Origin of the sequence: Streptomyces sp. NBC_01433 (assembly GCF_026340105.1) — a bacterium.
In the GTDB taxonomy this organism is placed as follows: domain Bacteria; phylum Actinomycetota; class Actinomycetes; order Streptomycetales; family Streptomycetaceae; genus Streptomyces.
The window spans coordinates 3457984-3480306 of the sequence record NZ_JAPEPM010000001.1 but is presented as its reverse complement, the minus strand read 5'-3'; the positions used below and the strand labels follow the sequence as shown (position 1 = coordinate 3480306).

Genomic DNA, 22323 nt, shown 5'->3' with positions numbered 1-22323 from the left:
TGCGTACGGGGGCGAGATTGGGTGAAGCGATTGGACGCCGCCCTCCACGGGGCAGGTAGGTACGTGTACGGCGGTACGGCGAGGAGGAGGTGGACCGGACTGTGTCGAGAGCAAGGGTGGCACGGCGCATCGCGGCGGGTGCGGCCTACGGCGGCGGCAGCATCGGGCTGATCGGAGCCGCGGCCGTGGGCGTGATGCTGGCCGAGGTGCAGCTCGCCAAACGGCAGGTGGGCGGCGGTACGGCGCCGGTTCCGCCGAGCGCGGACGGGCGGTACGGGGTGGCGTTCGCCGGGCCTTCGGACCCGCTGAGGTTCGGGCTGCTCGGTGATTCGACGGCGGCCGGGCAGGGGGTGCGCCGGGCCGGGCAGACCCCGGGGGCGCTGCTCGCCTCGGGGCTGGCCGCGGTGGCCGAGCGCCCGGTGGATCTGCGGAACGTGGCCTTGCCGGGGGCCAGGTCCGACGATCTGGAGCGGCAGGTCTCGCTGCTGCTGGCCGACCCGGCACGTACGCCGGACGTCTGCGTGATCATGATCGGGGCGAACGACGTCACCCACCGGATGCCCGCCACCCAGTCGGTACGGTGTCTGACCACCGCCGTACGCAGGCTGCGGACGGCGGGCGCGGAGGTGGTGGTCGGGACCTGCCCGGACCTGGGCACGATCGAGCCGGTCTACCAGCCGCTGCGCTGGCTGGCCCGGCGGGTGAGCCGGCAGCTGGCCGCCGCGCAGACCATCGGCTCGGTGGAACAGGGCGGGCGTACGGTGTCGCTGGGGGACCTGCTGGGCCCGGAGTTCGAGGCGAACCCTCGGGAGCTGTTCGGCCCGGACAACTACCACCCCTCGGCGGAGGGGTACGCGACCGCGGCCATGGCGGTCCTGCCCACCCTGTGCGCGGTGCTGGGGTTGTGGCCGGAGACCGATCACCTCGACGGGTCGCGGCGCGAGGACATGCTGCCGGTGGCCAAGGCGGCCTCCCAGGCGGCCATGGAGGCCGGTACGGAGGTCACGGGGGCGCGGGCTCCCTGGGCCCTCCTCAAGCACCGCAGGCGGCGGCGTCTGCCCGCGGCCACGGAACCGCACCCCCACCCGCACCCCCACCCGGACACCGCGCACCGGCACGCGTAGCCGCGCGGGAGGGGGCGGCCGCCCGCGGGAGCGCCACCCCTCCCGGGCCTGAGCGAGCGCTTAGAAAAGAGTCCCGCATCACATGGTCTGCCGGGTGACCTCGGCGATACGTCCGGGTAACTTCCAAGACAGTTCCGCCAGTCCAGAAAGCCAGCCAGCCTTCCAGCCCTCATGGAGCCGCGTGATGCCCGAAGCCGTGATCGTCTCTGCTGCCCGTTCGCCGATCGGCCGGGCCTTCAAGGGGTCCCTGAAGGACCTGCGCGCGGACGACCTGACCGCGACCATCATCCGGACCGCGCTGGCCAAGGTTCCCGAGCTGGACCCGAGGGACATCGACGACCTGATGCTCGGCTGCGGTCTCCCCGGCGGCGAGCAGGGCAACAACCTGGGCCGCATCATCGCCGTACAGATGGGGATGGACCACCTTCCCGGCTGTACGGTCACCCGCTACTGCTCCTCCTCGCTCCAGACCAGCCGCATGGCGCTGCACGCGATCAAGGCGGGCGAGGGCGACGTCTTCATCTCGGCCGGCGTCGAGATGGTGTCCCGCTTCGCCAAGGGCAACTCCGACAGCTGGCCCGACACGCACAACCCGCTGTTCGCCGAGGCCGAGGCCCGCACCGCCGCCCGTGCCGAGGAGTCCGGCGCGAGCTGGCACGACCCGCGCGAGGACGGCCTGGTCCCGGACGCGTACATCGCGATGGGGCAGACCGCGGAGAACCTGGCCCGGACCAAGGGCATCACCCGCCAGGACATGGACGAGTTCGGCGTACGGTCGCAGAACCTCGCCGAGGAAGCCCTGAAGAACGGCTTCTGGGAGCGGGAGATCACCCCGGTCACCACCCCGGACGGCACGGTCGTCTCCAAGGACGACGGCCCGCGCGCGGGCGTCACCCTGGAGGGCGTGCAGGGCCTGAAGCCGGTCTTCCGCCCCGACGGCCTGGTCACCGCGGCCAACTGCTGCCCGCTCAACGACGGCGCCGCCGCTCTCGTGATCATGTCCGACACCAAGGCGCGCGAGCTGGGCCTGACCCCGCTGGCCCGGATCGTGTCGACCGGCGTCTCCGGCCTGTCCCCCGAGATCATGGGCTACGGCCCGGTCGAGGCCAGCAAGCAGGCGCTGAAGCGTGCCGGGCTGACCATCGACGACATCGACCTGGCCGAGATCAACGAGGCTTTCGCCGCCCAGGTCATCCCGTCCTACCGGGACCTCGGCCTGCCGCTGGACAAGGTCAACGTCAACGGTGGCGCCATCGCGGTCGGCCACCCGTTCGGCATGACCGGCGCCCGGATCACCGGCACGCTGATCAACAGCCTCCAGTTCCACGACAAGCAGTTCGGCCTGGAGACCATGTGCGTGGGCGGCGGCCAGGGAATGGCGATGGTCATCGAGCGGCTGAGCTGAGCCGCAGCGGAGGGTAGGGGTCGCCCGAGGCACGAGGGCGGCACCTGCCCGCAGCGCAGGCGAAGCGAACGCGACCAACAACAGCGAGCGGCTGAGCTGAGCCGCAGCGGAGGGTAGGGGTCGCCCGAGGCACGAGGGCGGCACCTGCCCGCAGCGCAGGCACCTGCCTCTGCCGAGCCCTTCCCTCTCCCTCGCAAGCCGGCCGTTGAACCGGGCCGAGCCCCGACCGTGACCGAATCTCCCCCAGGATGTGATCTGCGTCCCGGGGGAGAGTCATTTCCGCAGGTCACAGCCGTTATGGGGTTAAACCCCAGGCCCAAAGACCTGTCCATTTCGTGACGTAATGCACTGACAGCACGCGCGGGTAGCGGCCAAGCTGATGTAGGAAGTCGGGGGATCGATTGAAACCGGGAGTAGTCAGTGAGCGCCATGTCATTTGCCCTGTTGCTGACCACCGCCGCTGCCACGGCCGTCGGCGCCGCCGCCCTGCACGCCGCTCACGGGCTGCGCAAGCAGGTCGCGGCCCTGCGTACGGAGCTGGCCGAAGGCCGGATACACAGCGCGTCCGTGCCACCGCAGAGCCGCAGCACCCTCACTCCGGCCGAGGAGATACGCGCGGCCGTCACCGAAGCGCTCGCCGAGGAGCGGGAGCGTGAGCTGGCCGAGGCGCGGGCATTCTGGGCCGCCCAGGAAGCCCGTGACGCCGCCGACGCCCCGTCCCTGCTGGGCGGCCTGAACGCGCTCGGCGACGACTCCCCGTTCTTCTTCCCCCGTCAGGCGGACTTCGCCGGTCTCGACGCGATGGACCTGGAAGCCACCGAGGCGCTGGAGGAGCTGGCGTCGCTGAGCGAGCGGACCTCGGCCGAGCGCGAGTACGAGCACGAGCCCGCCGAACTCATCGATCTGCCCGAGATCGCCGAGTACGCGGAGTTCCCCGAGGACTCCCCCGAGCTGGCCGCCGCACGCCGCCGCCACCCCTCGCACCCCGACTTCGTCCCCGTACAGACACCCGTGGTCACCGACCACGAGCGGACCGTGAGCCGTCTTGAGGAGCTGGCCGACACGGCCACGGAGCTCACCGACGTACGCCCCGGCCCGCTCGGCACGCTCGATGTGTACGTCTTCGCCGACGGCACCACGCTCTGCATGACCCCGGGCCACCGTGAGACGGCCGAGCGCCTCGCCGACGCGCTGCGGGCGGGCCGGCGGCCGGTGCTGCTGGGCGGCTCCGGCGTCTCCGGCGCCTACGCGCTGACGTTCTCCTGCGGTGAGGACAACGTCTACATCCTCGCCGACCGCGTCATCGCCTCGTTCTAGCCGCTACGCGGTACGCCCCCACGGGCGCGGGTCTCCCCCTACGCGAAAGCCCGCGCCGCCGCCTGTTCCACGAATCGCACGGCCTCGTCCAGCTCCACGGACGGGGCCGTTACCAGTGCCGCCGCCAAATCACGTCCCGCGACAGTGAGTTGGTCGCCGACGACGAACATCCCGGCGTCCGGCACGATGCGCGGCTCCCGGTCGGGGCGCTCGATGCGCTGGGCCCGTACGGCCAGTTCCCTGGCCGCGGCCAGCGCCTCGGCGGCCGCGCCGCGCTGGAGCCGGCTCTGCGGAGCGGCCCGCAGACGGTCGGCGAATCGGTCCACGGCGGTGATCAGAGGCGTCGTATCGAGCACCCGCCCGACCCTACGCGCCCGCGCAGGACGGTTGCCAATGGGCGAACGCTCAGGCACGGTGTCGGGAAGGACCAGCAACGCGCACTGCGTCGGAGGCGCCGATGTCACCTGTCTTCTCCGAAGAAACCCATCGCAACCTGCTCTCCCGGATCCCTCAATGCACCGGTCGTGAGATCTCCGACTGGCTCCGCACCGTCGACGAAGGCCCCTCGCTCCTGCGGTTCGAGGAGAAGGTCAGCTGGCTGCGCGGCGAGCACGAACTCGCCTACGGCCACGCCAAGGCGATCATCCACGAGTACGACCTGAGAAGGGCCGCCCGCAAGCTTCTGTAGGCGTACGACGCCATGGAAAACGGAACGGCCCGCAGGCGGTGATGAGCCTGCGGGCCGTTCCGTTGCGCGGGTCGTGGCGCGGGCCGTCGTACCGGCCCGGTGCGGGCCGTCGTACCGGCCCTCCACGTCCTCTGCGCCTGCGGTCAGTCGTCCCCGTTGAGGATGGAGAGCAGACGCAGCATCTCCAGGTAGATCCACACCAGGGTCATGGTGAGGCCGAAGGCCGCCAGCCAGGACTCCTCGCGCGGTGCGCCGAACGCGACGCCGTCCTCGACCTGCTTGAAGTCCAGGGCCAGGAAGCACGCGCCGAGGATGATGCCGATGACACCGAAGAGGATGCCGAGGCCACCGCTGCGGAAGCCGAGGCCGTCACCGCCGCCGAACACCGAGAACAGCAGGTTGACCATCATCAGGAGCACGAAGCCCATGGCGGCGGCCATCACGAAGCCGTAGAACCGGCGGGTGACACGGATCCAGCGCATCTTGTACGCGATGAGCACACCGGCGAAGACACACATGGTGCCCATCACCGCCTGCATCACCGTGCCGGGGCCGATGTAGGTGCTCACGGCGCTGGAGATCACACCGAGGAAGACACCCTCGAACGCGGCGTACGCGAGGATCAGCGCCGGGACCGGCTTGCGCTTGAAGGACTGGACGAGCGACAGGACGAACGCCACGAGGGCGGCGCCGATCGCGATGCCGTAGGACTTGCCGAGGTTCGCCTCGTCGACCGGCAGCAGCGCCCAGGAGAGCGCGGCGGTGAGCACGACGGTGCCCAGCGTCATCGCCGTACGGGTGACGACGTCGTCGATCGTCATCGCGCCGGAGCGCGCGGGCGCCTGCGGGGCGCCGTACTGGACGTCCTGCTGCGCGTAGGGGTTCGTCGCGTACGGGTTGGCGGCGGTGCCCTGTGCGTACGGACTGGTTCCCGTCGCGGGGGCCCCGGCCTGCGGCGCCGCGTTGAAGCCTGCGGAACCGTTGTCGCGGCTGAACCCCCGTCGCGAGAAGACCGGGTTGCTGCTCCTCATTGCTCTCCTCCATGGCCACACCGCGTGGCCTCGCGACAAGAGTAATGGGTGGGCAAAGGAATCACCCTAGTGCCAGGGGAGGATCTTTATGAAAGTTGATCGCTGAAGTAGTCTCCGGGTCGACCGACACGATTCCCCGGGTCGACCGACGCGCCCACCGACAACGGTGATGGTGCCCGGAGCCGGACTCGAACCGGACCCACCGGGACTCCTGACCTGGGCTTTCGCCTCCGACCTGGGATGCAATCCCGGTTTCGAGCCGGTTCGAGGAGACTCCAAGCCGGTTCGAGGGGGCGCCGTGTTCCCACGGGAACACGGCGACCTCACTCGCCGTGCGCGTCTTCGGCCATCTCGTTGAGCCGCGCCAGGACCTGCTTCTGAACCCGTGGCGGCAGGCTTTCCAGGATCGTCACCACGGCTGCGGCCCGCGGGTCCGACAGGTCCGGCGCTCGGCCGCCGGCGGCTTCGGCAGCCGGGTCCGGGGTCGGCTTCCCGCCCTGCTCCACTCGATTGATGCTGCCCTGCATCCATCGCAACGCCTGCTCAAGCTTTCGGAGAGTCAACGGCGCGCCGGACGTCTGGCCCTTCCTCACGGCGCGCAGCGTCTCGTACGAAATGCCAGCGGCGGTGGCAACTTCCTTCCACGCCATTCCCAGCTGCAGGCGCCGGGCGTTCATCTCACCATCGAGCGGCGATAGCTGCTCCGGCACGGTCAACGCCTTTCGTAACGACGGCGGCACGCCTCCGTCCGGGCGACCGAACGCAGATTAGCGCAGATCAAGCCAGTTGGTTAGGGCGGCCTGACCGTCAAGAGCGACGTTCCAGACACGCAGATCCACACAACTCTGTTGCATTCTGTGTTTGGTCTGCCCTAATCTGCGCAGCATGGCACAAACGAACGCAGGGGCATTGCGACAGCAGCGCCTACGACTGGGGATGACGCTGGAAGACGTTGTGGCCAAGTGCGCCGAGGAAGGCGTGAAGGTCCACAACTCACAGCTCAGCCGCATCGAACGCGGCAAGGCACAGCCTCGCCCGCGTCTGCGAGCCGGTCTGGCCCGAGTCCTGGGCCTGGACGCCTTGGGGTTCGACGCGCAGGAGAGCGGGGCGGGGTCATGAGCCAGAACTACACCGTGGCCGAGGCGGCCGAATATCTGCGCTGCAGGCCGCACTTCCTCGAGGAGAACCTCAAGAAGCTGCCGCACCAGCGGATGGGGCGGGCGATCAGCTTCGACGAGTCGGAGCTTGAGGCGATCAAGGACATGTTCCGTGTCCGGCCCAAGTGCGCGCAGACCTCCGCCACCACGGCCCCGGCCTCGCTCACGCTCGCGAGCATCCGGCCCTCCAAGCAGACCCACAAGACCGGCTGACCGCCGCACATACGTCGGGGCCGCCCGGACCGGGCCTGGTCCATGGGCGACCCCTCAACCGGCACACCTCAACCCAACGAATCGAGGTAACCGTGTCCACCGAGACTATCGGCGCCACTCCCCAGCCCGCACCGGCGCCCGCGTGGCAGTCCGGCCTGCGGCTGGCGATGAACGCCACGTGGAAGGCTATCGGCGTCCCGTCGGCAGCCGGGCCGTTCCACGCTGGCCAGACGAGCTGGGGCAGCACCGGCGACTACGTCGGCGAGGTCCACTATCTGCTGCTCGCTCCGCTCCTGGAGATCGCCGCCGCGTACGACGTCCCGGTCGCCGAGACCCCGGCCGCTGGCGGCGGCACCACTTACAAGGTGGTCGCCCCGGTCGACGGCGTCAGCGTCACCATCTGGACCACCAACCCGGCCGATGCCCCGGCGGTGGCGGAATGAGTTTCCTCACGGACTCCTACCTGGCGTGGGACGAACTCGACCACAAGCCCGGCTGCGCCAAGCCGAGTTGGACCGTCGATATGCGGACCGAGTCCGGGGCGTACCGCAGCGTCACCGGCGGCACCTCGCACACCTGCCCCACCCAGGAGTGCGGGCACGCCGACCGGTATGACAGGACGTCCCTGCGGATCGTGTGCTCCTCCTGCGGCCTGGCCCGGATCATGTCCGGCGACGCCGACGGTATGCGCGGCACCAGCACGCAGGCGATCGGTTACGGGCAGCCGCCGAAGAAGGCCGGCGGTGTGTGGCTGTACCCGGGTGCCCCGCTCCTCTTCGGCTGGGGCCACGGTGAGGACAAGGAGCCCGAGGGCTACCTCGTCACCCGGGCCCGCGTCGACCGCGTCACCGTCGACAACGTCATCGGTTCCATCCTCAAGGACCGCGGACCGCGCCGGGGCGTGAAGTGGGCGGCCACCGCTGTCCCGGCCCCCGACGGCGAGTACGGATACGGGCTGATCCGCTGGGCCCGCATGGTGCAGGACCTGCGCTCGTTCACGGCCGCCGCCAAGTGGATTGCCGCTCAGGGCGGTGCCGCATGAGCACGACGCCCTTGACGGTCTGGCTCCTCGACGGCGTCGAGATCGACCTGACCCGTACGCAGATAGATGTGGACGGTGGCCGCTGGGTCTGGACCGGCGCCAGCACCGAGGCCGGTGAGCCCCTGATGCGGTGCGGCGACGACGGCCCTCTGCCGCTGTCCGAGGTGTACGCGACGTACGGCCCGCTCATCCCCGCCCCCGCCCCGATCACCCACGCCGACCGCTACGCCGCCTACACCGCGTGCCCGGCCGAGACCACCGCCAAGGAGAAGAGGACGCCGTCGACGTTCGCCGCTTTCCTCGGCGGTCTGTCCAGGAGGACGGTATGACGACCCGCACGAGGATCCTCGACGCGATCCTGGGCGTGCTGCCCGGTGCCCGTCCAGACGCCCGCATCACGGTGGAGCAGCCGCTGCAGCAGGGCGGCCGCGACACCTGGACCGGCATGGCCGCTTCTCTCGCCGATCGGATCGCCGACGCCATCGAGGAGGGGAAGGACACCCGGCCGGGCGAGTCCACCCCGACGGTGTCCGTCCGCGACGTTCGTACGACTGTTCTTGTCGCCCTGTCCCGGGCCCTGCGTGAGCAGCCCACCGGAGCCCGGGGCCTCGGGGGCCTGGAGGAGCTCGGCGAGGCCGTCGTCAGTGCGGACCTCGGCGAGATTGCGGCGCGGGCGGACGCACTCGCGAGCCTGGCGCACATCGATGACGCCCTGGGCTCCGCCGCCGCGCAGTCGCTGACGGTGTACCGGGCCGAGCACGAGACGATCCCGCTCGGCACGTACACCACCGAGGGCGCCGCACGGGCGCACGCCGAGTCCGCGCTGTCCTGCGAGTACGCGGCCGACCGCACGGTTATGTACGACTGGATCGGCGACGAGGACGACCCCGAGGCGCCGCGCGAGCTCGTCGCTCAGGTCGACGGCGGCGACGAGCAGTACACGGGGTACATCGTCGTCCCGGTCGCCGTCGCCGCGGCGTTCGCCCCGGATGCCGAGTGATGGCCGCCGCCGGGTTCAACGCCCCGCCGCGCACCAGGGGCAAGAAGACCAAGGACGAGTCCGACGCGGTGTACGGGATGCCGGAGCCCGGCCGGTCGGTCGCGATTCCGGGGCAGTGCGCGACGCCCCGGTGCGGTGCGAAGGCGGACAGCCTGGACGAGTCCTCCGCGGGCCTGTCCGGGTGGACCCGGGCTGGTGTGTACGGGTCGCGTGAGCCGGACCGGGTGTGGTGCAGCGGTCTGTGCGCCACGTTCGGGATCGCCCTCGCCGAGCTGCGCCTGACGACGAATGCCCGCCGCACGGCCGCCGCCGTGCGGGAGCGGGGGCAGGCCGATGCCTGACTGGCTGCCCGTCCTGTTCGTGGCCGTCGGCCTGGCCGTCGGCCTGCGGTGGCTGTCCGCCGCGCTCGGCCCCGCCCGGCAGGCCACGTCGCCCGCGCCCGGACGCGACACGGAGACCCGCCTGTTCGTGGCCTGTCACCGGCCGTCGTGCGGCCACCTGGAGTGGCCGCACGACGTCACCGGCGAGGGCCTGGTCTGCACCCACTGCCGCAAGCTCAACGCCCCTGCGTCATGAGCGGATCGCCCCGGCCGTGCGAGGACCTCGCCTCCGACCACGGCCTGGCCTACACCCGCCGGTACCTCACCGGCTGGAAATGCGACCGGCACACCCCCAGCGCCTGGCGTGGCCGGCCCGAGCCCCCACCGGGGCCGGGCTGGCCCGCCGGGGCCTACCTCAACCACCCCGACCGCAACCCGAACCTGCCCGTAGAGGAGCCGCCGTCATGACGACCGCCGCCCGCCCCACCCCGGCCCTGATGCCGTCCCGGCGCCCGGCCGCCCGCCCCGACACCCCGACTGTGGGGGCGCCCCCGAGGCCCTCGGCTCGCCGGGAGCCGTGGCAGCAGGCGATCCTCGCCAGTTCCCTCCCGGCGAACTTCCGTTTCGTGGCCGTTGCTTTGTCGACTCACGCGGACGGTACGGGCCACATCGCCCAGCAGCCCCGGGTCATCGGGCTTGTCCACAACACCGGGATCAACGCCCGGCAGGTTGCCGTCGCCCTCACCGCCCTGCGCGACCGCGGATTCCTCCGCCTGTCCCCGCCCGACGGCCGCTATGACACCGCCGACCTGATCCTCACCATGCCGCGGGGCGCGGCCGCCCGCGCCCGCCGCGCCCAGACCGCCACGGCCAGGAGCTCCGCCGATGCCTGAGAAGACGATCCAGCACTGGACCGAGTCGCTGGCCGACTCCGTGTACGCGCTGTACGAGACGGCCCGCGAGTACCAGACCGCCCATCGTGCTGCCCAAGTGGCCGTGCAGACGGTGGATGTCGACCGCCGCAAAGTCCACGAGGGGCGCGTCGCCCTGCGAGGGCTGCGTGGCCGTGCCGATGCCGACTACTACCGGACGCGGCGCACGTCCCCTCACGAGAAGGCCGTGTTCGGCCTCTACGGCCTCTACAGCCGGTCGGAATCGGAGCTGCGCCATCGGTACGACGAGGCGGCCCACCTCTTCGCGTCCGGCGCGGCCTGGGCGGTGGGGGCGGTCCAGAGCGGCGAGACCCCGGACGCGGTCGAGTTCAACACCGATGAGGACGGCACCCCGACGCGCCATCAGCTGAGCATCACCGGCCTGGGCCGCTATGCCGGGGCCGGGGAGCTCACGGCCGCGTACGACCAGTGGTACGCGCACATGTGTGCGGCGGAGTACGCCGAGGACCTGGCGGGCCGGGACTACGTCAGCGACCACGAGGCCGGACAGATGCACGACGCCATCGGCTCCGCCCTGGGCCTGGCTGACAGCGCGTTCGCTTACGGCCTCCTTGCTCAGCGCGCCGTCGGCTTCGTGCTCCTGGAGCCGCGCCGCGCCCGGCAGAGCGAGCTCGCCGCCGCCCGGGCCACCGCGCAATCCGCCCAGCTCAGCAACTGACCAACCCCGCATCCAGGAGACCCGTTGCCCACCGCCGTCGCGTACGCAGCAGCACCCGCTGCTGCTGCGCCGTGCCCGCCGCACGTCGCGGCATCGGCACGGCCGCGCGCCGGCGGTGGCCTGCGTATCCGGGTGCCCCTGCGCCTGGTTGTAGGCGCTCAGTACGCCGACGCGGCCCTGAGCGTCTACATCAAGATCGCAGCCCTCGCGATGCGCCCCGAGAACTGCCGCGCCGAAGTCGCCACGATCGCGACCTACCTCTGCCTGTCCAAGACGGCGGTGGAACGGGCGCTGACGCAGCTCACCACCGCCGGTACGGACGGCATCGCCGAGGTCATCACCGTCCGGCACACCTCCCGTGACGGTGAGGGCGAGTCCGCCGAGCGCTGGGTCCGCACCATGGACTCCGCTGAGCTGTTCGTGTGGCTGCCCGCCCGCGCCGCGACGTCGCTACCGCCCCGCCAGCTCCGCCTGTACGCGGTCATCAGCTACGCCCAGATCCGCCGCATGCCGCTGTCCCTGGCCGAGCTCCGCGCCGTCGTACGCCACCAGTACGGCGACAGCGCCGGTGAGCCGCTCGGCGAACGGCAGGTGATGCGGCTCCTCGACGGCCTGGAGGACACCGGCTGGATCACCGTCCACCGCCGCCAGGGGCCGCGCGGCCGCCACGCCTACGAGGCACACCAGCGGCCCCTGCACCCCGTCCTGGACGACGCCGCCGGGGAGCCGTCCACGCCCCCGGCCGCGGCTGCGCCCGCTCCGGCGGCTCCTGACATACATGACGGATCGGCTCCCCGCACAGCTGACGGTTCCCCGTCTAGGGAAGACCACAGGACTGACCGACCCGGACGAAAGAGCGGGCTGGGTGGTGGGATCCGCCGGAGGCGAAACACCGGTAGTTACGGGCCTGCCCCTGTGGATAACTCGGTTGCTGCGACGTTCCGGGGTGCGGCTCAAGGCGAAAAGCGCAGCAACAGCCAGGCTGGCACGTACCGCGGGCCGGGACTGCAGCTGTCGCCCCGGGTGTGGCAGGTTCTCGAGCCCGTACGGGCCGAACTTCCCGGCATCCGCACGTGGGTGCTGCGCCGCATCGGGCAGGAGATCGGTCTCCAGCTGTCCGCCGGGGCCGGGGCCGAGCGCCTCACTGCCCGCCTGCTGACCCGGTACTCCCGCCTGACCGCCGCCGAGGGCGCACGACGGGGCGACGTCGGCCGGTGGATCCTCGGCGCGGGACTGCCCCGTCACGGATGCCGCCTGCCGTCCTGCGAGTCCGGGACCACCTGGTCCACCGGCGACCGTTGCCACCTCTGCGCCGACATCGCCGCCGCTGAAGCCGAGCGCCTGGCCGTCGAGACCGCAGCCGAGCAGCCCGCCCCGCAGCCCGAGCCCGAACCGGCGGCCCCGGCGCGGCCGCCGACGCGGTGGCTTCCGTGGCCGCCGCCACCGAACCCCGGCCCCGAGCCCCCGGGCCCGGCCGAGCGGGAGCAGCTGCGCGCGGCCGCCACCCCGGCCGCCGTCCGCCAGGCGCTCGCCGAGCTCGGCGCACCGGCCGCGATCCGCCTCTACGGCAGGGCCCTTGTCCTGCCCCACCTCACCGACCCCGAGCACGACGGAGGAACCCCGGCATGAAGCCCGCCAGCCACCACATCGCCACCTGCCGCAGCTGCCGCGCCCCGATCTGCTGGGCCCTCACCACCGCCCACGGCCGCCGGCAGCCCGTCGACGCCGCGCCCGCCGCCGACGGAAACCTCGCCGTGATGCAGGGCCCGGACGGGCTGCTGTACGTCCGCAGCATCACGGCGGCCCGCCCCGACGCCCGCCCCGGTGAGTGGCGGGCTATGCCGCACCACGCCACGTGCACAGCACCGCCGCCCCGGCGCGGCAGCCGTACCGCCCAACGGTCCACGACAAGCGTGAGGCCGGTCCCGTGGCAGCGCTGACGGCCGAGGACACCGCCGCTCTGGAGCGCGCCGAGGCCGGCCGGGAGGAGTGGCCCGACGGTACGTACGCCGGGACCCGCGCCCCGGCCAGGGCCGGGCAGCCGGACCCGGACGCTGCCGACCACGTCCAGGAGCTCATCGAGGCGCTGGCGGGCTGGCGGGTCGGCACCCGCTCCACCCTCGCCACCCGCGCCGCGAACCCCCTGCCGCCCTCTCAGCTGATCACCGAAACGAGGACGCCGTGATCTCCGCCCGCCTCCGCTACACCGCCCTGTCCCTCCTCGCCCTGGCCGCGCTCGTCACCGGCGTGGCCCAGCTGCTGGACCACGCCTGGCCCGGTGCAGTTCTCGGCCTGTCCCTCACCGCCGAACTCCTCCTCGGGTGCCGGCGGATCCGGCGCACCGCCGAACACCACCAGGACGAGCAACGCCGCGAGCTCGAGGCCCTGCACGCCGAGACCCGGCCCGATCCCGCCGGGCGACGCGATGCCCAGCCGCCGGAGGCCATCACCGGGCGCCGCTCGCTCCTGTACAGCGAGTGTGTGCTGCGCCTCGCCAGCCACGCGGACGAGCACGGGACGCGCTGGTGGTGGATCGACTCCGAACTCCCGCCCCGCGCCCGGGCGCAGCAGCGGTGAGCCTCGCCCTGGTCATCTGCTGCGACGTCTCGCACGGCCCGTACGGCACCTGCGGGGTGTACCTGCCGACCGGCACCGCTGACGCGGCCGAGGCGTACGCCATTGCCGAGCGGGCCGGGTGGAGCACCGGCCCGGACCGCTGCCCCGGCCACACCTACCGCCCCCGCACCACCGGCCGCACCGTGCGCCGGCTCCGGCCCCGACCTGTCACCGAGGAGACCCCGACACCATGACCACCGACCACACCAGCCCGGCCCGCACGGTCGCCGAGGAACTCGCCGCCCAGGGCGAGCACGTCCACTACGTGAGCGAGGGGCAGGCCCTGTGCCTGTCGGGCCGCTGCATCACGGTGGTGGGCCCGTGACCACCGCCCCGTTCGCCCGCGGGTTCCGCCTTCATCTCTGGCACGGCCAGGCCCTCGACGGCGCCGAGCTCCCCAACGGCCGGGCGTTCGTCATGGACGACCCGATGTGGGGGCTCGGCAGCACCGCCCGCACCGTCGACCTCCTCCAGGCCGGATACCCCGACGCCCGGATCGAGTGGCCCGACGAGCAGCTGCACGACCGCCTCATCGAGCTGGTGACCCGCTGGCGCGCCGAGGGCCCTCCATCCGGTACGAGCGTCAGCCGGTGGTGGGACCAGCACCTCGCCGAGCTCGCCGCCGTCATCGACCCGGCCGACGACGAGAGCCAGGAGACGGACGGTGGCTGACTCCCGACGCTGCACCGTTTGTGGCCGGACCCTCCGCGACCCGGCATCCCGGGCGCGCGGCACGGGCCCGGTCTGCGCCCGCAAGACCCGTGCCGTACCCCGACAGGTTCCTTTCTCCCTGCCGCCGAGCCTGCGGACGCGTGCCCTGGCCGACGTCCCCGTCGGCCCCTGCCTCTGACCCACCGCACCACCCGGAGCACCACATGGACGACGTCTGCCTCACCTGCCACACCCGCATGCCGGACCGCTCCCAGCGCTCGGCATGCACGGGGTGCGAGTACCGGCTGCGGAGCTGGCTGCGCGATCTGCCCCACCACTACGTGATCCTGCAGGCCCTCCTGCACCCGGACACCGGCCCGGCCCGCCGAGGGGGCGGCGGCCGAGCCCATCCCCCACTCCCCGTACGGGTCGCCGCCCTGGACCTGCTCGGCCCCGGGCAGCCCGTCGTCCTCCCCGACCCCGACGGCGACCAGAGCGCCGGCATCCCCATGACCGCCCTGCTGATGGGCTGGGCGCGGTACCTCGCCCAGGAGTTCCCCGCCGTGAACCGGGACGACCGAGGACATGCGCGCGGCGTCACCACGTGCACCGGTGCCAGGCCCTGGCACCGGGCCGACGTCCCCGGCCTGTGCCGGTGGCTGACGGCCTATCTGCCGTACGCGGTCACCCGCCCGTGGATTGACGACCTTTACGAGCAGGTGCAGCACCTACTGAAGCGAGTGGAACGCGTCACCGACCTCAAGCCGCGCGTTCGCCCCATGGATGCCCCTTGCTCGCAGTGCGGCGCGTTCGGCCTGGTGGAGCACCAGGAGGAGCTGAACATCCTGTGCACCGTCTGCCCGGCCGTCCTCACCCCCGACGAGTACCTCGCCCACCGCGACCGCGTCATGCCCGCCCTCGCCGCCCTCGCCCTCCGCATCGCCGTCCCGCTCCCCAAGAAGGCCGCCTGACCCGCATGCTGCTGCGCCCCGCCCCAAGCCATGGGCGGGGGCGCAGCAGCATGCGGTGAACCGTAAGGACATAGAACATCTGTTCGGATCATGATCGGGGGAACCTGCCGTCAACCTGATCAGGAGCGACCGTGAGCACCTGGACCATCCACGAGGGCGACGCCCTCACCCTCCTGCCGACGCTGACCGAACCGGTCGACGCGGTGATCTGCGACCCGCCGTACAACAGCGGCGGCCGCACCAACGCCGAGCGGCGCGCCCAGGGCGCCCGCGACAAGTACGTCAGCGGCGACGCCCAGCACGCGCTCGCCGACTTCGACGGCGACACCCGCGACCAGCGCGGGTACACCTACTGGCTCGGCCAGATCCTTGCCGCCTCGTACACCCGCACCAGACCCGGCGGCAGCCTCCTGGTGTTCACCGACTGGGCGCAGCTCCCGGCGACCAGCGACGCGCTGCAGGCTGGCGGCTACACCTGGCGCGGGATCATTCCGTGGCGAAAGCCGATCAGCCGCCCGCTGAAGGACGGTTTCCGTCGCGAGTGCGAGTACGTCCTGTGGGGCAGCCGCGGGGACCCGCTCCGCCACGCCCCCACGATCTACCTGCCCGGCTGGCTCGAGGGCTCCCAGCCCCGGGGCAAGGTCCGCGTCCACATCACTCAGAAACCGGAATCGATCATGAGGCAGCTGGTCCAGATCGCCCCCGTCGGCGGCCTGATCCTGGACCCGTTCACCGGGTCCGGCACGACAGGGGCGGCCGCGCTCGCCGAGGGCAGGCGGTTCGTCGGCATCGAGCAGGCCCCCGCCTACGCTGCGGCCGCCCGGCAGCGCTTGGCCGACGCCGCCTGACGGTCAGCACAATGCGCCTAGCAGCGCGACGTTTGACGGCACCGGACAAAGATCACTCTGGATTGCGCCGCTTCGGGCCGTCCCATCGATTCGATGCGGACCCGCTGATAGACCACGCACACCAGTCATCAACGGAAGGTGTTGCAATGCGCAAGGCGATGGTCCTGGCCCCGATAGCACTTGGGCTCCTTGGAGCGCTTACTCTCGTGTCCCCCTCCGTCGCCGCAGCCCCACGAACGTCCGGAGAAGCCGCGTCGTGCGAGTACAACTGGACTCTCTCCAGCTCATGGGGTACGGCCAGTGGAAAGTGGTGTGACGGCAACACCGGCGTGGTGGGCACCGTGAAGGACACCGCGTCGGACGGCAAATGTCCGTACGTCCACGGCGTCACCAACAACAACAGATGGGTGGACAGCGACTGGGCGACCGGGAACGGCACCACTGCCAACGTCAACATCTGGGCTTCCGAGGGGTTCGCCAGTATCGAGATGGCCTACGTCAACTGCTGAGACCCGGCCTCATGGGACGGATCGGAGCGGACAGCGAGAGTTGCACCTCGCGTGCTCGCCCAGACGTCCTAACCCCGGCGTGATGCCTCACCAGGCCCTAGACGCCTTCCAGGGCCTGGTGGCGTACTGGACCGGCATTGCAAGGGCCGGGGTGCACCGCTCGGCGAGCGCCCCTTCGACCAGCTGGCAACCGAGGCTGCGACGTGACGGAGAGGGCATTGCCCGGAACGCCTTGAGTGTCCCGGGCAATGCGAGTGAGTGACAGCGGCTGCGGGGCTACCGGGAGAGCCGCAGGTCCCAGCTGTCGCCGGTGCGGACCAGGGTGGGGATGTAGGTGGCGGGTGCGGGGCGCCCGACCTCCTCCCACTGCGTTAGCCAGCCGCGGAGCACGGTCAGGGACGGGGAGTCGGGGGCGTCGGCGAGGATCGTGCCGTCCTGCTGGATGACGGCGGCCGTCGTGGTGGTGGTGTGGCCGATCGCCCACATGTCCGGTGTGAGCCCGGCCATGGTGAGGCGGTGGTCACCGCGGGTGGCGGCGAAGGTCCGCCAGGACGGCCAGTCGATCCCCTGGCCGTACGGCTCGGTGTGTGCGTTCTTCAGCAGCCGGTCCAGCGCGGTGCGGGCGCCGGTGCGGAGGTGGTCGTCCTCGCCTCGCCAGGCGATGGAGATCCAGGAGGGGCCAGGGACACGGTTCTCCCAGTCCACCCACCGGCCGGGAAGGTCAAGATCGCCCTTGGGTGAAGTCGTGGCCTCGATGTAGCCGCCGGTCGCCACCGACTCGACCTCGGGCTGGCCTTCGCGCACAACGATCTTCGCCACGACGGTCATGTTGGGCACGGCCGCGATCGGGAGTGGAGCCACGATGATCCCGCCGTCCACCATCTGATCCACCCATGCCCTGGGCAGGAGCGGAGGCGTGCACCAGGCCACCATCCGGTCGTACGGGACGCGGGAGGCGAAGCCAGCAGTACCGTCCGAGTCGTGACACTCGACGTTGCGGACGCCGCGCCCCTGGTGGATGACGGCCGCCCAGCGAGCCAGGTAGGCGTCGATGTCGAGGCTCGTGACCTGCCCCGAAGGGCCGACGAGCTGCGAGAGCAGGGCGCCGGAGTAGCCGGAACCGGTGCCGAACTCCACCACATTCATGCCCTCGTGCACGTCGAGCGTGGTCAACTCACGATGGATCACCACGGGGTTGGAGCGGTGGGGTGTAACGCCTCGTTCCTCGTGGTGGGTGTAGTGGCGCTCGGGGACGGTCTCGGCGGCTTCGGCGACGGTGGTCACGGTGTCACTCCTTCGAGGGGTGGGGTACACGTATGCGTCAACTGCTCCAGGCGGGTGAAGGGCACGCCAGGGTGAATACGCGGTTCAGATGGTCAGGGCGGTGTGGTGGTGCCAGCCAGCGGCGGTGTACTCCCCGACCGGGCCGGCATCGGGAAGGGCCGCCCAGGCGTGGTACTCGACCGGCGGCGGGGTGAAGCGCACGCCCAGGCACCAGTCGAGCCGCTGCCCGAGCAGCGAGGCGGCGAGGACCGCGCCGAGGGAGGTCTCCATGCAGGCGACACGTCCCGGCCACCAGCGACCGGCGTGCCGCACGGCCAGGACCAGCACCTCGCCCTGTGCCCGGCCCGCAGGGCGGCGACCCACGATGCGGGCCCAGCGGACCGCCCGCACGGTGTACCGGAACGGCAGCCGGAGGAGCAGCAGCGCAAGGAGGAGACCGGTGAGGGCGGCGACGCGCTCGCCGAATGTCCCGGTGCGGGCGGTGGACCAGGCTTCGTTGGTCGTCATCGGCCACGCCTCCACCACGGGCGGCGTACCGCTGGCCGGGCGGTGACACCTTGCTCGGTGAGCGCGGTCGTGACGGTGCGGATGTCGTTGGCGGCCTGGTCGCGGGAGATCCCGTGCCGCTCGGCGTACTGCTCGGCCGCCTGGCTCTCGGTGGTGCTGGAGAGCAGGAGCAGTACAGCGGACGCGGCGGTCGGTGTGAGGTAGCTCCAGCGGCCGGTGTGCTCGTCGAGGATCGCGCCGCCTTCGTCGGTGAGCACGGGATGGGTGTGTTCATGCAGCAACAGCACGAGAGTTCACCTCCCACCAGCTGGTCATCGCGGTGTCCACCTGGCGCAGCCACACTTCCGCGCTGACGGCCAGGTGCAGGGCGCCCTGGGCGGTGGGCTGGCCGGTCGCGGCTCGGGTGAGCATGTCGGCCACGGGTGCGTCGGTGATCAGCCCGGCGGCGGCCAGCCGGGAGGCGGGGCCGAAGAGGTCGCGCAGGACGGCGGCGTTCTCGCGCAGCCCCGCGTAGGACAGCGCGTTGAAGCCGCCCTTGGTGACCCGCTTCATGACGAAGTCAGGGAGGACATCAGTCCGGGTGAACGCCTCTGCGAGCAGGGGCTTGTACCGGCCGGGGGCGGCGCGCTGCTCTGCGGGGACGGCGAGACAGGCCCGGATGACCTCGTTGTCGAGGAACGGGGCGGCCAGTTCCACCCCGTAGCCCGCACGGGCGATCTCGCTCCACCCGGCAGTGTCCGCTCCGACCCGGGCCAGGTCCTGGCGGTCCGACCAGGCGGCGAGGGTGGACGGTGCGTCGAGATGGTCGGCCGCCGCGGTGTCGAGGGCGGCGGCGAGTTGGTGGCGCATGTCGGGCGCCATCCAGGCAGCTGTGGCCAGCAGGGGTGTCCAGGCGACCGGCTGCTGTGCCTGGGGAGTCCAGGGGCGCGGCGGGCGGCGGAGTTCGGCCGCGAGTTGCGCCCATGCCTCGGTCAAGGTGGAGCGGGAGGCGGGTCGGGCCCGGCGAAGCACTGTGAGCGCGGTGGTGTGCCGGAGCCGGGCGTGAGCCTGCGCGTGCTGCCAGGCTCGAAGCCGTTGGCCCGAGCGCAGCAGATCCGACAGGTAGGAGGAGGGCGCGGAGAGAACGGCGTCCCCGCCGGCACCGGTGAAGTGGACTCCGGCGGTCTGCTGCTCGATCACGGCATCCAGTACGGCCCGTTTGATGGAGGCCGTCACGACGTAGGCGTTCGGGGCGTCGGTGACCGGCAGCGATGCGAGATCGTCCAGGCCGTTGTAGTACACGGTGTCCGGACTGCCGGGTACCGCGTGGTAGGAGACTCCGGGAACCGTGGCTGCTGTCCGGGTCGCGTACGCCACGTCGTCATCGCGCAGCCGCTCGTCTGCGAAGGTCATCGCGGTCACCGGTGTGCGTTGTGCGGCGAGGCAGACCAAGGTCGTGGAGTCCAGGCCCGCGAGGTCCGCGCTCACCGGAAGGTCTCCCAGACGCGTAGCCACCGCAGCCGTCAGTGCCGCCCGTACGGTCGGCGCAGCACGACTCAGGTCCACCGGTTCGGCTTCGGCGGGCTCGTAGCGCACCGCCGCGGTGCGCTCCGGGGTGATCAGCAGCAGATGGCCGGTGGGCACGCGGTTCACCGTCCGGAACAGGCTCCTCGTGCCCAGGACATCGGGCTGCCCGAACGCCATCCGGGCGGCGAGGGAAACGGTGTCGACCGGTGCGCCGTCCAGTGCCGCGAGCGCGGTCGCGGAGGTCGACCACCACACGCCGGAGCGTTCCGGCCGCCAGTACACCGGGTGCTGTTCGGAGAGGTCACCGATCACCGCCAGGGTTTCGCCGCACCGTGCGACGGCCAGGTAGGAGCCGGGCCAGGTGGTCAGCGCCCTCCAGTCCCGAGAACGCACGGTGGCCAGCGCCCGCCAGAGCTGGTCGTCGTCTGCGCCGCACTCCCCGATGACCGCCAGCTCCGCCCGGCCGTCGCCCACCGCGCGCACACCGCCGCCCGGCCAGCCGACGGTCCATGCCGACTGCAGCACCGGCACCGGCTCCCCGCCGCGCGGCGCTCGGCTTCTCTTGCTCTGTCCGAACCATCCTGCACTCCACCGCATCTGCCGCATCTGCCTTGTCCCGTTCTCCTCGTGGGTGTGTCGATCGCCGGTACAAGAGCGGGCGCCGGGCCGCTCGGGGCCGTGCACGCAGCACGGCCCTTCGCGGCCCGACGCCCGGTCAGCCCTGGGACGCTGTCACGTCCGGCGGAACGCGGTCAGGCGTTCTTGTACTGGGTGTCGTCGGCCGTGTCGAAGCTGTTCGTGCCGAGGGTCACGGCGACGACCTCACCGGCGTCCAGGACGACGGGACGGATGTACTCGGGGGTGGTGTTCTGCTCCATGGTGATGACCTCCTGGTCACTGGATCTCCGGACGCTCGGGACTGAGCGTCGGCTGCACACAGCCAGGCGATGAACCCGGAACTCCCTTGTCGGGACGGCCGCTTGGCGTGATGAACAGTCAACCCGCAGTAGGGGTACGGCGGTACGGTGACGGGGAGGTCAAGCGGTATCACCGGTATCACGGGCGGGAATGGCCATGAGCACACCGAACCAGCGGCTCCGGGATCTCATCACCGAGTCGGATCTCACCTACGAAGCACTCGCCAAGGCCGTCCGGCAGGTCGCTGCCGAGTGCGGCGTCGAGCTAGGCACGAACAAGGGCATGATCCGGCACTGGCTCAATGGCGTCGTACCGCAGGAGACGACCGCCCGGTTCCTCGCCGTCGCCCTGTCCCGGCACACCGGCCGTCTGCTCACGCCGGCCGACCTCGGCCTGCCCAGCCCGAACGTGGCCGAGAATGACACCATGGGCTTGTCCCTCGGGGCAGACCCGATCGATGCCCTGTTGCCCATGTGGAGGGCCGAATTGGACCGGCGCACCTTCCTCACCTCCTCCGCCTACTCGGTGGCCGCCGCCGCCCTGCCCCTCGACTACGTGCAGGAAATGGCCGGACGGACTGCTGCCGCCCGCACCGGTCACATGGTCGGAATGGCCGAGGTGAGCGCAGTGAGGGACATGGTGAGGATGTTCTCCGAGATGGACGAACGCCACGGCGGCAGGCACGGACGCTCAGCACTCGTCCAGTACCTCCGTGATGACGTCGCCCCGCTGTGCCGCGCCCGTTTCCGCAACGAGGAGATGCGTCAGCACATGCTCTCCGCCGCCAGCAGAGGCGTTCACCTCCTGGGCTGGAAGTCCTACGACGCCGGACAGCAAGGGCTCGCCCAGCGGTACTACCTCCAGTCCTACGCACTGGCCGTCGAGTCCGGCATCACCGGGCACGACGGGTTCATCATGCGCACCATGGCCATGCAGGGCCTGAAGCTCCACCGCCCCGAACACTGCCAGGGCCTCGCCGAGACTGGACTGAACCGGGCCAAGGGCAAGGTCGACAACGCGACCATGGCCTTGTTCCGAGTCGTCCACGCTCACACCCTCGCCAAGGGGAACCAGCGGCGAGCGGCGATCGTCGAGGCCGACCAGGCCCGCGAACTCCTCGCTGCCGACAAGGGCGACGAGACCCCCTTCTGGGCGCTCGCCTGGGGACCACCCGCGGCGTCCGTCTACTCCCGCACTGCCAAGGTGTACGAAACACTGGGGGACTACAGTGCCGCCGCCAGCCAGTACGCCCGTGCGGCGACCGCCCGCCCCGCCACGACCTACGCGCGGATCGTCTCCCTCGACCTCGTTGCCGGCGCGGAGATGCAGCTGAAGCGCGGCCGGATCGAGGAGGCGTGCCAGACCTGGAGCCGGGCCATCGACCACATGGATGGCGTGCAGTCGGTACGCACTCGTAAGGCGGTCAAGAGCATGCGTAAAGACCTCGCGCGATTCCGCACCCGCGGACTGCGCTGCGCCGCCGACCTCGACGAACGCGCCCGCGACTTCCTCAGCGACCGCCCCTGACCCCACGCGCGTGCCCCGTACCGGAGCCGGGCACGCCGTGAGCGCATCCGCAGCGGGTGCCCCGTTCGTTCGTCCGGG

Annotated in this window: 35 protein-coding genes; 27 read left to right on the top strand and 8 right to left on the bottom strand. The window is 71.4% G+C overall.

The genetic code is table 11. The features are described 5' to 3' along the window. The first annotated feature begins 116 nt into the window (after positions 1 to 116). The 3 genes from OG413_RS15850 (at position 117) to OG413_RS15840 (ending at position 3846) form a co-directional block, all read left to right on the top strand. Positions 117 to 1124 carry an SGNH/GDSL hydrolase family protein gene (locus OG413_RS15850; protein ID WP_266810170.1) on the top strand — a complete coding sequence of 336 codons (1008 nt, stop codon included), beginning with the start codon at positions 117 to 119 and terminating at the stop codon, positions 1122 to 1124. Between the two features lie 184 nt (positions 1125 to 1308). Further along, complete coding sequence (locus OG413_RS15845; RefSeq protein ID WP_266806134.1) at positions 1309 to 2529, top strand: acetyl-CoA C-acetyltransferase; 1221 nt, start codon at positions 1309 to 1311, stop codon at positions 2527 to 2529. Positions 2530 to 2958: 429 nt separating this feature from the next. Further along, positions 2959 to 3846, top strand: a complete 888-nt coding sequence (locus tag OG413_RS15840) for a hypothetical protein (RefSeq protein ID WP_266810168.1) — start codon at positions 2959 to 2961, stop codon at positions 3844 to 3846. Between the two features lie 38 nt (positions 3847 to 3884). Here the strand turns inward: OG413_RS15840 and OG413_RS15835 are convergent, their stop codons facing one another. After that, positions 3885 to 4202 (bottom strand): hypothetical protein, encoded by a 318-nt coding sequence (locus OG413_RS15835; RefSeq protein WP_266806133.1) that lies wholly within the window; start codon positions 4200 to 4202, stop codon positions 3885 to 3887. Positions 4203 to 4303: 101 nt separating this feature from the next. Between OG413_RS15835 and OG413_RS15830 the strand changes: the two genes are divergently transcribed. Then, positions 4304 to 4534 (top strand): DUF4287 domain-containing protein, encoded by a 231-nt coding sequence (locus OG413_RS15830; protein ID WP_266806132.1) that lies wholly within the window; start codon positions 4304 to 4306, stop codon positions 4532 to 4534. Between the two features lie 143 nt (positions 4535 to 4677). Here the strand turns inward: OG413_RS15830 and OG413_RS15825 are convergent, their stop codons facing one another. Further along, complete coding sequence (locus OG413_RS15825) at positions 4678 to 5565, bottom strand: Bax inhibitor-1/YccA family protein (RefSeq protein WP_266806130.1); 888 nt, start codon at positions 5563 to 5565, stop codon at positions 4678 to 4680. Between the two features lie 323 nt (positions 5566 to 5888). Further along, positions 5889 to 6275, bottom strand: a complete 387-nt coding sequence (locus tag OG413_RS15820) for a helix-turn-helix transcriptional regulator (RefSeq protein ID WP_266806128.1) — start codon at positions 6273 to 6275, stop codon at positions 5889 to 5891. Positions 6276 to 6450: 175 nt separating this feature from the next. On the opposite strand from OG413_RS15820, the gene OG413_RS15815 reads away from it, so the two are divergent. The 22 genes from OG413_RS15815 (at position 6451) to OG413_RS15715 (ending at position 16503) form a co-directional block, all read left to right on the top strand. After that, positions 6451 to 6684: a helix-turn-helix domain-containing protein gene (locus OG413_RS15815; protein WP_266806126.1), complete on the top strand. Its 234-nt coding sequence runs from the start codon at positions 6451 to 6453 to the stop codon at positions 6682 to 6684. Beyond that, a complete protein-coding gene (locus OG413_RS15810) occupies positions 6681 to 6935 on the top strand; it encodes a helix-turn-helix domain-containing protein (RefSeq protein WP_266806125.1) in 255 nt (84 codons plus the stop codon). The genes OG413_RS15815 and OG413_RS15810 overlap by 4 nt, the downstream gene beginning before the upstream one ends. A gap of 92 nt (positions 6936 to 7027) precedes the next feature. Beyond that, a complete protein-coding gene (locus tag OG413_RS15805; protein ID WP_266806123.1) occupies positions 7028 to 7378 on the top strand; it encodes a hypothetical protein in 351 nt (116 codons plus the stop codon). Beyond that, the gene (locus OG413_RS15800; protein ID WP_266806121.1) at positions 7375 to 7977 is read left to right on the top strand and encodes a hypothetical protein; all 603 of its coding nucleotides are present in this window, start codon (positions 7375 to 7377) and stop codon (positions 7975 to 7977) included. The genes OG413_RS15805 and OG413_RS15800 overlap by 4 nt, the downstream gene beginning before the upstream one ends. After that, complete coding sequence (locus tag OG413_RS15795) at positions 7974 to 8306, top strand: phiSA1p31-related protein (protein ID WP_266806119.1); 333 nt, start codon at positions 7974 to 7976, stop codon at positions 8304 to 8306. Before OG413_RS15800 ends, OG413_RS15795 begins: the two co-directional genes overlap by 4 nt. Continuing rightward, complete coding sequence (locus OG413_RS15790) at positions 8303 to 8977, top strand: hypothetical protein (protein WP_266806118.1); 675 nt, start codon at positions 8303 to 8305, stop codon at positions 8975 to 8977. Before OG413_RS15795 ends, OG413_RS15790 begins: the two co-directional genes overlap by 4 nt. Beyond that, positions 8977 to 9318, top strand: a complete 342-nt coding sequence (locus OG413_RS15785; RefSeq protein WP_266806117.1) for a hypothetical protein — start codon at positions 8977 to 8979, stop codon at positions 9316 to 9318. Before OG413_RS15790 ends, OG413_RS15785 begins: the two co-directional genes overlap by 1 nt. Beyond that, positions 9311 to 9553: a hypothetical protein gene (locus OG413_RS15780; RefSeq protein ID WP_266806116.1), complete on the top strand. Its 243-nt coding sequence runs from the start codon at positions 9311 to 9313 to the stop codon at positions 9551 to 9553. The genes OG413_RS15785 and OG413_RS15780 overlap by 8 nt, the downstream gene beginning before the upstream one ends. Continuing rightward, a complete protein-coding gene (locus OG413_RS15775) occupies positions 9550 to 9765 on the top strand; it encodes a hypothetical protein (RefSeq protein WP_266806115.1) in 216 nt (71 codons plus the stop codon). Before OG413_RS15780 ends, OG413_RS15775 begins: the two co-directional genes overlap by 4 nt. Next, positions 9762 to 10190: a hypothetical protein gene (locus tag OG413_RS15770; protein WP_266806113.1), complete on the top strand. Its 429-nt coding sequence runs from the start codon at positions 9762 to 9764 to the stop codon at positions 10188 to 10190. The genes OG413_RS15775 and OG413_RS15770 overlap by 4 nt, the downstream gene beginning before the upstream one ends. Next, the gene (locus tag OG413_RS15765) at positions 10183 to 10908 is read left to right on the top strand and encodes a hypothetical protein (protein WP_266806112.1); all 726 of its coding nucleotides are present in this window, start codon (positions 10183 to 10185) and stop codon (positions 10906 to 10908) included. Before OG413_RS15770 ends, OG413_RS15765 begins: the two co-directional genes overlap by 8 nt. 24 nt (positions 10909 to 10932) lie before the next feature. Beyond that, a complete protein-coding gene (locus tag OG413_RS15760) occupies positions 10933 to 12537 on the top strand; it encodes a hypothetical protein (protein ID WP_266806110.1) in 1605 nt (534 codons plus the stop codon). Then, entirely contained in the window at positions 12534 to 12848 is a 315-nt protein-coding gene (locus OG413_RS15755) for a hypothetical protein (protein ID WP_266806109.1), read from the top strand. The genes OG413_RS15760 and OG413_RS15755 overlap by 4 nt, the downstream gene beginning before the upstream one ends. Next, positions 12836 to 13093 carry a hypothetical protein gene (locus OG413_RS15750; RefSeq protein WP_266806107.1) on the top strand — a complete coding sequence of 86 codons (258 nt, stop codon included), beginning with the start codon at positions 12836 to 12838 and terminating at the stop codon, positions 13091 to 13093. Before OG413_RS15755 ends, OG413_RS15750 begins: the two co-directional genes overlap by 13 nt. Then, positions 13090 to 13485, top strand: coding sequence for a hypothetical protein (locus OG413_RS15745; RefSeq protein WP_266806106.1), 396 nt, complete (start codon positions 13090 to 13092; stop codon positions 13483 to 13485). The genes OG413_RS15750 and OG413_RS15745 overlap by 4 nt, the downstream gene beginning before the upstream one ends. Continuing rightward, positions 13482 to 13718 (top strand): hypothetical protein, encoded by a 237-nt coding sequence (locus OG413_RS15740; RefSeq protein WP_266806104.1) that lies wholly within the window; start codon positions 13482 to 13484, stop codon positions 13716 to 13718. Before OG413_RS15745 ends, OG413_RS15740 begins: the two co-directional genes overlap by 4 nt. After that, a complete protein-coding gene (locus OG413_RS15735; protein WP_266806103.1) occupies positions 13715 to 13849 on the top strand; it encodes a hypothetical protein in 135 nt (44 codons plus the stop codon). The genes OG413_RS15740 and OG413_RS15735 overlap by 4 nt, the downstream gene beginning before the upstream one ends. Beyond that, positions 13846 to 14196: a hypothetical protein gene (locus tag OG413_RS15730; RefSeq protein ID WP_266806101.1), complete on the top strand. Its 351-nt coding sequence runs from the start codon at positions 13846 to 13848 to the stop codon at positions 14194 to 14196. The genes OG413_RS15735 and OG413_RS15730 overlap by 4 nt, the downstream gene beginning before the upstream one ends. Further along, positions 14189 to 14374 carry a DUF6011 domain-containing protein gene (locus OG413_RS47120; protein ID WP_353962289.1) on the top strand — a complete coding sequence of 62 codons (186 nt, stop codon included), beginning with the start codon at positions 14189 to 14191 and terminating at the stop codon, positions 14372 to 14374. The genes OG413_RS15730 and OG413_RS47120 overlap by 8 nt, the downstream gene beginning before the upstream one ends. 25 nt (positions 14375 to 14399) lie before the next feature. Further along, the gene (locus OG413_RS15725; protein WP_266806099.1) at positions 14400 to 15146 is read left to right on the top strand and encodes a hypothetical protein; all 747 of its coding nucleotides are present in this window, start codon (positions 14400 to 14402) and stop codon (positions 15144 to 15146) included. A 131-nt stretch (positions 15147 to 15277) separates the two neighbouring features. Continuing rightward, entirely contained in the window at positions 15278 to 15994 is a 717-nt protein-coding gene (locus tag OG413_RS15720) for a site-specific DNA-methyltransferase (protein ID WP_266806097.1), read from the top strand. 206 nt (positions 15995 to 16200) lie between these two features. Beyond that, positions 16201 to 16503, top strand: coding sequence for a hypothetical protein (locus OG413_RS15715; protein WP_266806095.1), 303 nt, complete (start codon positions 16201 to 16203; stop codon positions 16501 to 16503). 276 nt (positions 16504 to 16779) lie between these two features. Here OG413_RS15715 and OG413_RS15710 read toward each other — a convergent pair whose 3' ends face one another. The 5 genes from OG413_RS15710 to OG413_RS15690 form a co-directional block, all read right to left on the bottom strand. Then, positions 16780 to 17787, bottom strand: a complete 1008-nt coding sequence (locus OG413_RS15710) for a protein-L-isoaspartate O-methyltransferase (RefSeq protein ID WP_266806093.1) — start codon at positions 17785 to 17787, stop codon at positions 16780 to 16782. Positions 17788 to 17871: 84 nt separating this feature from the next. Beyond that, positions 17872 to 18294, bottom strand: coding sequence for a lasso peptide biosynthesis B2 protein (locus tag OG413_RS15705; protein WP_266806091.1), 423 nt, complete (start codon positions 18292 to 18294; stop codon positions 17872 to 17874). Further along, a complete protein-coding gene (locus tag OG413_RS15700; protein WP_266806089.1) occupies positions 18291 to 18581 on the bottom strand; it encodes a PqqD family peptide modification chaperone in 291 nt (96 codons plus the stop codon). Before OG413_RS15700 ends, OG413_RS15705 begins: the two co-directional genes overlap by 4 nt. Further along, on the bottom strand, positions 18565 to 20397 hold the full coding sequence (locus OG413_RS15695; protein WP_266806087.1) for an albusnodin/ikarugamycin family macrolactam cyclase: 1833 nt from the start codon (positions 20395 to 20397) through the stop codon (positions 18565 to 18567). Before OG413_RS15695 ends, OG413_RS15700 begins: the two co-directional genes overlap by 17 nt. 155 nt (positions 20398 to 20552) lie before the next feature. Beyond that, positions 20553 to 20678: a hypothetical protein gene (locus OG413_RS15690; RefSeq protein WP_266806085.1), complete on the bottom strand. Its 126-nt coding sequence runs from the start codon at positions 20676 to 20678 to the stop codon at positions 20553 to 20555. A gap of 196 nt (positions 20679 to 20874) precedes the next feature. Here OG413_RS15690 and OG413_RS15685 point away from each other — a divergent pair, with 196 nt between their 5' ends. Continuing rightward, positions 20875 to 22245 (top strand): hypothetical protein, encoded by a 1371-nt coding sequence (locus OG413_RS15685; protein WP_266806084.1) that lies wholly within the window; start codon positions 20875 to 20877, stop codon positions 22243 to 22245. Positions 22246 to 22323: the final 78 nt, after the last annotated feature.

Bases quoted from the DNA above. Each gene is read 5' to 3' on its own strand.
- OG413_RS15845 (WP_266806134.1), top strand. From the start codon at position 1,309: ATGCCCGAAGCCGTGATCGTCTCTGCTGCCCGTTCGCCGATCGGCCGG.
- OG413_RS15840 (WP_266810168.1), top strand. From the start codon at position 2,959: ATGTCATTTGCCCTGTTGCTGACCACCGCCGCTGCCACGGCCGTCGGC.
- OG413_RS15830 (WP_266806132.1), top strand. From the start codon at position 4,304: ATGTCACCTGTCTTCTCCGAAGAAACCCATCGCAACCTGCTCTCCCGG.
- OG413_RS15825 (WP_266806130.1), bottom strand. From the start codon at position 5,565: ATGAGGAGCAGCAACCCGGTCTTCTCGCGACGGGGGTTCAGCCGCGAC.
- OG413_RS15815 (WP_266806126.1), top strand. From the start codon at position 6,451: ATGGCACAAACGAACGCAGGGGCATTGCGACAGCAGCGCCTACGACTG.
- OG413_RS15810 (WP_266806125.1), top strand. From the start codon at position 6,681: ATGAGCCAGAACTACACCGTGGCCGAGGCGGCCGAATATCTGCGCTGC.
- OG413_RS15800 (WP_266806121.1), top strand. From the start codon at position 7,375: ATGAGTTTCCTCACGGACTCCTACCTGGCGTGGGACGAACTCGACCAC.
- OG413_RS15795 (WP_266806119.1), top strand. From the start codon at position 7,974: ATGAGCACGACGCCCTTGACGGTCTGGCTCCTCGACGGCGTCGAGATC.
- OG413_RS15790 (WP_266806118.1), top strand. From the start codon at position 8,303: ATGACGACCCGCACGAGGATCCTCGACGCGATCCTGGGCGTGCTGCCC.
- OG413_RS15785 (WP_266806117.1), top strand. From the start codon at position 8,977: ATGGCCGCCGCCGGGTTCAACGCCCCGCCGCGCACCAGGGGCAAGAAG.
- OG413_RS15780 (WP_266806116.1), top strand. From the start codon at position 9,311: ATGCCTGACTGGCTGCCCGTCCTGTTCGTGGCCGTCGGCCTGGCCGTC.
- OG413_RS15775 (WP_266806115.1), top strand. From the start codon at position 9,550: ATGAGCGGATCGCCCCGGCCGTGCGAGGACCTCGCCTCCGACCACGGC.
- OG413_RS15770 (WP_266806113.1), top strand. From the start codon at position 9,762: ATGACGACCGCCGCCCGCCCCACCCCGGCCCTGATGCCGTCCCGGCGC.
- OG413_RS15765 (WP_266806112.1), top strand. From the start codon at position 10,183: ATGCCTGAGAAGACGATCCAGCACTGGACCGAGTCGCTGGCCGACTCC.
- OG413_RS15755 (WP_266806109.1), top strand. From the start codon at position 12,534: ATGAAGCCCGCCAGCCACCACATCGCCACCTGCCGCAGCTGCCGCGCC.
- OG413_RS15735 (WP_266806103.1), top strand. From the start codon at position 13,715: ATGACCACCGACCACACCAGCCCGGCCCGCACGGTCGCCGAGGAACTC.
- OG413_RS15725 (WP_266806099.1), top strand. From the start codon at position 14,400: ATGGACGACGTCTGCCTCACCTGCCACACCCGCATGCCGGACCGCTCC.
- OG413_RS15705 (WP_266806091.1), bottom strand. From the start codon at position 18,294: ATGACGACCAACGAAGCCTGGTCCACCGCCCGCACCGGGACATTCGGC.
- OG413_RS15695 (WP_266806087.1), bottom strand. From the start codon at position 20,397: ATGCGGTGGAGTGCAGGATGGTTCGGACAGAGCAAGAGAAGCCGAGCG.
- OG413_RS15690 (WP_266806085.1), bottom strand. From the start codon at position 20,678: ATGGAGCAGAACACCACCCCCGAGTACATCCGTCCCGTCGTCCTGGAC.
- OG413_RS15685 (WP_266806084.1), top strand. From the start codon at position 20,875: ATGAGCACACCGAACCAGCGGCTCCGGGATCTCATCACCGAGTCGGAT.